At 74.0% G+C, this 365-nt stretch carries 1 protein-coding gene; it reads left to right on the top strand.

Annotated features, from left to right (window positions below; genetic code table 11):
• The coding region (locus tag AB4039_RS42570) for an acyltransferase domain-containing protein (RefSeq protein ID WP_442273356.1) at window positions 1–365 on the top strand (365 nt) is incomplete at both ends.

The following is a 365-nucleotide window of genomic DNA, read 5'->3' as shown; positions in this document are numbered from 1 at the left end:
GTGACGGAGCCCGCCGCGGAGGCGGGCTCCCGGGAGCTGCCGGTGGTCCCCGTGGTGGTGTCCGCCAGGTCGGCGGCGGGCCTGCGCGACCAGGTGGAACGCCTGCGGGCCCGCATGGAGCGGGAGCCCGCGCCGCGTCCGCTGGACGTGGCGTGGAGCCTGGTCACGGGCCGTTCGGTGCTGGAACACCGGCAGGTGGCTGTTGGTCCGGTCACGGTCGAGGGTGTGGCGGGGTCGTTCGGTCGTCGGGTGCTGGTGTTTCCGGGGCAGGGGACGCAGTGGGTGGGGATGGGTGCGGAGCTGCTCGGTTCCTCGCCTGTTTTCGCGGGGCGGTTGCGGGAGTGTGCCGATGCTCTGGCGCCGTT

Origin of the sequence: Streptomyces sp. M-16 (genome assembly GCF_052114405.1) — a bacterium.
Lineage (GTDB): Bacteria > Actinomycetota > Actinomycetes > Streptomycetales > Streptomycetaceae > Streptomyces.
Note: the sequence above shows the minus strand (reverse complement) of the source record. Positions and strands in the feature narration are given on the sequence as shown.